Annotated in this window: 7 protein-coding genes; 3 read left to right on the forward strand and 4 right to left on the reverse strand. The window is 71.5% G+C overall.

All coding sequences use genetic code 11. From position 1 onward, the window contains the following. The coding region (locus ABZ281_RS32170) for an EF-hand domain-containing protein (protein WP_356661222.1) at positions 1-347 on the reverse strand (347 nt) is incomplete at its 3' end. Positions 348-515: 168 nt separating this feature from the next. Beyond that, positions 516-896 carry an STAS domain-containing protein gene (locus ABZ281_RS32175; RefSeq protein WP_030849533.1) on the reverse strand — a complete coding sequence of 127 codons (381 nt, stop codon included), beginning with the start codon at positions 894-896 and terminating at the stop codon, positions 516-518. A gap of 362 nt (positions 897-1258) precedes the next feature. Between ABZ281_RS32175 and ABZ281_RS32180 the strand changes: the two genes are divergently transcribed. Continuing rightward, positions 1259-1840: a sigma-70 family RNA polymerase sigma factor gene (locus ABZ281_RS32180; RefSeq protein ID WP_356661224.1), complete on the forward strand. Its 582-nt coding sequence runs from the start codon at positions 1259-1261 to the stop codon at positions 1838-1840. Beyond that, positions 1837-3258 (forward strand): zf-HC2 domain-containing protein, encoded by a 1422-nt coding sequence (locus ABZ281_RS32185; protein WP_356661226.1) that lies wholly within the window; start codon positions 1837-1839, stop codon positions 3256-3258. Before ABZ281_RS32180 ends, ABZ281_RS32185 begins: the two co-directional genes overlap by 4 nt. Positions 3259-3378: 120 nt before the next feature. Here the strand turns inward: ABZ281_RS32185 and purU are convergent, their stop codons facing one another. Beyond that, the gene (gene purU, locus ABZ281_RS32190) at positions 3379-4260 is read right to left on the reverse strand and encodes a formyltetrahydrofolate deformylase (protein ID WP_356661228.1); all 882 of its coding nucleotides are present in this window, start codon (positions 4258-4260) and stop codon (positions 3379-3381) included. 46 nt (positions 4261-4306) lie between these two features. After that, positions 4307-4807, reverse strand: coding sequence for a hypothetical protein (locus ABZ281_RS32195; protein WP_356661230.1), 501 nt, complete (start codon positions 4805-4807; stop codon positions 4307-4309). Between the two features lie 117 nt (positions 4808-4924). On the opposite strand from ABZ281_RS32195, the gene ABZ281_RS32200 reads away from it, so the two are divergent. Beyond that, positions 4925-6235: an ABC transporter substrate-binding protein gene (locus ABZ281_RS32200; protein ID WP_356661232.1), complete on the forward strand. Its 1311-nt coding sequence runs from the start codon at positions 4925-4927 to the stop codon at positions 6233-6235. Positions 6236-6473 lie beyond the last annotated feature (238 nt).

Below are 6473 nucleotides of genomic sequence, written 5' to 3' on the forward strand. Positions count from 1 at the left end.
CACCTCGTGTCCGTGGCGCCGTCCAGGGCCGCGTGCAGGAAGGGGCGGGCGATCTCGGCGAACCGGTCGGGGTTGTCGCGCAGGCGCTTGACCGCGCCGTTGACGAACTCCTCGCGCGTGATGCGCTGGTCGCCGTCGCGGTCCGCGATCCCGGCCATGCCCTGCCAGAAGGCCTCGGCGCCGCCGTACAGGGCCTGCCCCATGTCGGAGCGGGCTGCCACCGCGAACTCCGTGAGCAGCGCCTTGGCCGCGCCGTAGAAGTCCTCGCGGTCGATGTAGCCGTTGCCATCCTGGTCGAAGGTGGCGAACCGGGCGGCGATCCTGCGCTCGTACTCGCTGCTGACCATGTCTCTTTCGGGCCGCCTTACGTCAGGTGGGGTGCGTCTCGGTCGGAGCGTACGACGCAGGGCGCCGCTCGGGCGCGGGAAAACGTCACTTGTGCCAAAACCGGGGGAATTCCGGGACAACGGCGCACCAGAACGGCAACACCCGGCCTACCGTGCGTCATCGGGCCGTCACGCGGACAGGGGTTCGCCCTCGTCGCCGAGGGCCGCGTCCACGTCGCCGTACACGTCGAACAGCCTGCGCACGCCCAGCGCGCCGAGGACCCGGTTGACATGGGAGCCGTCGGCCGCGCCCCGCGCGGGCAGCACGAGGCGCAGCCGACCCTGGCAGGAACGGATCAGCCGGCGGGCCGCGATGAGCACGCCGACGCCGCTGGAGTCGCAGAAGAACACCTCGGACAGATCCAGGACGAGACAGTGGTGCCCCTCGGCCACCACGTCGTGCACGCGCTGACGCAGCACCGGCGACGTCACCAGATCCAGCTCGCCCGACACCTGGAGCACGGCCCATTCACCCTGCTCACCGCCGGTCACTTTGAAGGTCACCACCACGCCCCTCGCTCGCCAAACCGGAAGCAGACCCTACGCTTCCTTGCAGCGCGGCTGCCCAGCGGCCGTTCCCTGAAACACAACCCGAAAAACAGATCTCCCGCGGAAGAGGCTTGTTTTAGTCGACTTCGATCCTGTTCGATCCTCTTCAGTCAGGTCTGATCGGAGGGTGGCGGGGTAGGCGCGAGCCCAAAGGCAACCGGTGCGACCGCAGATGGTCCTCTACCACCTACGGCCGGTCAGGGGGCGCACATTGCCACAAAGGGGCGTGCGCTACCGGACGTGCCGACTACATTCGAGGTGACGCCGGGCACAGGCTGGACAGAGCACGGGCGCGGGAAACGAGCAGGGGGTGAGGGGGCCGCATGGCGAAAAAGGATGTACCGCCTCGCTGGGACCGCAAGATGCAGCAGCGGCTCGCCCGCGGGGAAGCCGCCGCCATCGGTGAGCTCTACGACCGGTTCGCCTCCCTCGTGCACGGCCTCGCCCACCGCGTCCTCGGCGACGAGCGCGCCGCCGACGGCATCACCCGCGAGGTCTTCATCCACGTCTGGGAACACCCCGACTCCTACGACCCCAGGCAGGGCCCGCTGCGCACCTGGGTCGCCACCCTGACCCACCGGCTCGCCGTGCAGCGGCTGCGCGCCACCGAGACCGCCGCCCTCGCCGGCGAGGGCTCCGGCACCACCGAGGAACTGGAGCACAAGGTGCGCCGCGCCTCGGTCGCCGCCCGCGCCGACTACATCGTGCAGTCCATGCCCGTCCCGCTGCGCTCGGCCCTGGAGCGGGCCTACTTCCAGCGCCGCGACTACCGCCAGACCGCCGCCGAGCTCGGCATCACCGAGGACGAGGCCCGCCGCCGCCTGCGCCTGGGCCTGCAACTGCTCTCCACCGCCCACGACACCGAGGCACCGGGCGCACCGCCCGGGTACGGGGGTGCGGTGTGAACGGGCCGGACCGGTTCGAGGCGTATGACGGCGACGAGGGGGAGAACGACAACGACGGGAAGGGCACCACCCGGGGCGAAAGCGGCATTCGGGATGAAGACGGCGAGGGTGGGCGCGGGGCCGGCGCCCCCTCGGGATCGGGCAGGACCGACCGGCCGGCGGGGCCGGACGCGCCCGGGCTCGGCGACGCCCCGGAGCGGGGGCGCCCGCCGCGGATACCCATACCCCGGGTCTCCGTCGAGGACAGCGGACTGCCGCTGCCCGCGCCCGCGGACCCCGGCCACACGGCACCGCCGCCCGCCCCGCCCGTCTTCGAGCACCCCGTGCTGAAGGCCCTGCTCGGCGCCTGGGCGCTGGCCGCGTGCTCGGCCGAGGACGCAACGGCCGTCGAGGAGCACCTCGGCGAGTGCGGCTCCTGCGCCGACGAGGCCCGGCGGCTGCGCGAGGCGGTCGGACTGCTGCAACGCCCCGAGAGCCTCGACCTGGACCCGGGGCTGCGCACCCGCGTTCTGGACACCTGCCTGGAGCGGCGCCCGCCGCGCATCCCGGTACCGGACTGGGCCGCCGCCTACGACGCCGAGACCGCGCGCCTGGACGCTCTGCTGCAGGACTTCGGCGACGCCGAGTGGCACGCGCCGGTCCGGCTGCGCTGGTTCCGTTCCGACGAGTCGACGAGCCGCCGCACCACCGTCGCCGGGGTCATCGCGCACCTGCTCGGCGTCGACGGCCTGGTGGCGGTCGCGCTCGGTCTGGACGACCCGCTGGGCGACGTCCCGTCCCGGCGGCCGACGCCGGCGGCCCGCACCGAGGCCCTCTGGCGCGCCTCCCACTTCCCGCCGACCCGGTTCGTCCGCGCACCCTGGCGCGAGCAGAGCCACAGCCTCGTGCGCACGGCGTCCTTCACGGGCGGCGGCGCCGGGAAGATGCCGGTGTCGTACGGCGACTTCGAGCTGCCCCTGCACGACGCGATGCTCGACCGCGCCTTCGAGTGCTGGGTGCACGCGGAGGACATCGCCGACGCGGTCGACTACCCCTACGACCCGCCCTCGCCGCGCCATCTGCACCGCATGATCGACCTGGCGGCCCGGATGCTGCCGACGGCCCTGGCCCACCGCCGCCGGGCCGGCCTCGCCTCCCCCGCCCACCACCGGCATCTGGTCGCGGCGGGCGAACCGGGCCGCAGCCTCCGGCTGGAGATCGAGGGCTCGGGCGGCGGCGAGTGGCTGATCCCGCTGGACTCCCCCGCGGCGAAGGGCTCCGCCGAGCACGAGGTGGCCCATGTGGCCCTGGACGGCGTCGAGTTCTGCCACCTGGCCGCCGGCCACGTCCCTCCGCAGGATGCGGCGGCCGGCCAGGTGGGAGACAGAGAGGCGATCAGCGACGTCCTGTTCGCGGCGGCTTCACTGAGCAGGATGTAGACCCGACCTCGGGGGCGCGCCCCAAGGGGCGCGGGGCTCTGCCTGATATGCGGTCCGCCGCGTGGGCGCGACATGCCACAAACAACCCGCACCCGCCACGAGACGGGACAGACCCACCTACTAGGCGAAGATCACAGTCCGCCGCCCATTGAGCAGAATCCTCCGCTCGGCATGCCACTTCACACCCCGGGCCAACGCCTGGCACTCCACGTCGCGCCCGATCGCGACGAGCCCCTCAGGCGTCACGTCATGCCCGACCCGCTCGACCTCCTGCTCGATGATCGGCCCCTCATCGAGATCAGCCGTCACATAGTGCGCGGTGGCCCCGATCAGCTTCACACCCCGCGCATGAGCCTGGTGATACGGCTTCGCACCCTTGAAGCTCGGCAGGAACGAGTGGTGGATGTTGATGATCCGCCCGGAGAGCGCCTTGCAGAGGTCGTCCGAGAGCACCTGCATGTACCGCGCGAGCACGACCAGTTCGACATCCTCCTCGCGCACGATGTCGAGCAGTCGCCCCTCCGCCTCGGACTTCGTGTCCTTCGTCACCGGAATGTGGTGGAAGGGAATGTTGTACGACCCCACCAGCTCGGCAAAGTCCGTATGGTTCGACACCACCCCGGCGATCTCCACCGGCAGCGCCCCGGTCCGCGCCCGGAACAGCAGGTCGTTCAGGCAGTGCCCGAACTTGCTGACCATGAGCAGGATGCGCATCTTCTGGTCGGCCCGGTTGATCCGCCAGTCCATCTGGAACGAGTCGCCGATCGCCGCGAAGCTGGCCCGCAGCTTCTCCACGGTGACCGGCGCGTCCGCCGAGAAGTGGACCCGCATGAAGAACAGTCCCGTGTCGTGGTCGCCGAACTGCTGGCTGTCCTCGATGTTGCAGCCGGTCATGAACAGATAGCTCGACACGGCGTGCACGATGCCCTTCCTGTCCGGGCAGGAAAGGGTGAGGACGTACTGGTCGGCCGGGACCGCGGCGCTGGAGGACTGCTCGTTCATGCAGGACAGGTTCCCACAAGGAACGACACCCCCGGCAATCGTCCCGCTAGGCGGACCTGGTCATGATCCGCAGCACTTCCAGGCTGCGCGGCGCCACGTCCGGCTCCTCGCCGTCACTCGCCGCGAGCCGCACGTGCGCGTCCCGGGCCGCCTGGACCGCCTCCGGCCAGGCCTCGTGCTCGAGGTACGCGGCGACCGGCGCGTCCGGCCCGACCTGGTGCATGATCCGCAGCACCCGCAGCACCGCGCTGTCGACCAGGGCGGCCTCCTGCGAGTCGCGGAAGATCGTGCCGACGTACTTCTCGGCGGACCAGTGGTCCAGCCACGTGTCCTCGACCAGCCGGTACACCGCGTCGGTCACGTCACCGAAGCCGTCCACACCGGCCAGCCAGACGTCCCGCTGGAACCCGGGATCGGAGAGCATGTGCAGCGCCGAGCGCACGTTGCTGCGCCAGCGCCACCACGGCATGTCGTTGGCAGGCATGCCGCCCATGGTGGATGAGCGACGGCCACGACGGGAAGAGTTCTCCGGAGCTTGCACGGTCATCGATCGTACGTTCCCCTCCACATCGGTTACACCAGCCCCCGTAATTCACCTGTGCATCACCAATTGTTGACCCGCGATCACTCACGGGTTAGCCGTGTGACGGAATCGTGCAGACCCATGACCGGCAGGCGACGCACCCGCAGCACATTCCTCCCCGGCCCCCTCACCCGTCACGCCAGAAACGGCGTTCTCTCCGCGGGGACGGCGGTCGCGTGCGCGTCCCTCCTCGTCGGATGCGGGGTCGTCCCCGGGACCACGGGGGATGCCGGAGACGACACCATCACCGTCATGACCTGGGCCCCGCAGGACACCAAGGCCACCAACAAGGCCGGCATGCCCGCCTTCGCCCAGGCCTACGCCCGCTGGATCAACGCCGCGGGCGGGATCAACGGCCGCAAGCTCACCGTGCTGACCTGCAACGATCACAACGACAGTGTGGACGCCGCGAAGTGCGCCCGGCGGGCCGCCAAGGAGAACGCGGTCGCGGTCGTCGGATCCTACAGCCAGTACGCGGACTCCTTCTTCCCGTCGCTGGAGGGGGCCGGCATCCCCTACATAGGCGGCTACGGCATCACCAACGCCGAGTTCACCAGCCCCCTGTCCTACCCCGTCAACGGCGGCCAGCCCGCTCTGCTCGCCGGTCTCGGCAGCGCACTCGCCGGCTGCGGGCCCGTCGCGCTGATCCGGCCCGACACCATCGCGGGCGACCAGCTGCCCCCGCTGCTCGACTCCGGTCTGAAAGCCGGCGGGCACCGCGCCTCGACCGACCAGCGGGCGGCGGAGGACGCCACCGCGTACGACGGCCAGGCCGAGCGGGCGCTGCGCACGACGACCCGCGGCGCGGCGGACGACGGGTGTGTGGTGCCCGCGCTGGGGGACCGCAACGGCACCTTCATGGACTCCTTCCGGCGAGCCCGCGAGGACTACCCCGAGGTGCGGACGGCCACCGTGCTGGGCAGCGTCGACCAGACGGTGATCGACGCGACCGGCGGCGCGTCGGGCCCCTACGAGGGCTCGTACATCACCGGCTGGTACCCGGTGGCGAGCGATCCGCGCTGGGACGGCATGAAGCGGGTGATCCGGGAGCAGGCCTTCGGCGACAACCGCATCGACCCCGCGGACGCCGGAGTGCAGACCACGTGGATCGCCTACACGGTGTTCCGGCAGATCGTCGAGTCGCTCGGGGACGGCGAGGTGAGCGCCGACACGGTGTCGGAGGCCCTGGACGACGGCCTGGAGGTCAGCACGGGCGGGCTCACGCCGACACTGCGCTGGCGGTTCCAGGACAAGCTCGCCGCCGTGGGCTTCCCGCGCCTGGTCAACGCCAACGTGACCCTTCAGGTGGTGCGGGACGGGCGGCTGGTGTCGGCGCGCAAGGGCTTCGTCGACACGACGAAGACGCTGCAGGACGCCGACCTGAACTACTGAGCGTCCCCGCCCGGCAGTTCAACACCCCGCCCGTCGCTACCCGCCCCGCCGGTCGCTACCCGCCCCGCCCGTCGCTTCACGCCCCGCCGGTCGCTTCACGCCCCGCCCGTCGCTTCCCGCCCCGCCAGTCGCTACCCGCCCCGCCCGTCCGTTCATCCCGCCCCGCCAGTCGCTACCCGCCCCGCCCGTCCGTTCATCCCGCCCCGCCAGTCGCTACCCGCCCCGCCCGTCGCTACCC

It is taken from the genome of Streptomyces sp. NPDC006265 (assembly GCF_040613555.1).
Taxonomy (GTDB): domain Bacteria; phylum Actinomycetota; class Actinomycetes; order Streptomycetales; family Streptomycetaceae; genus Streptomyces.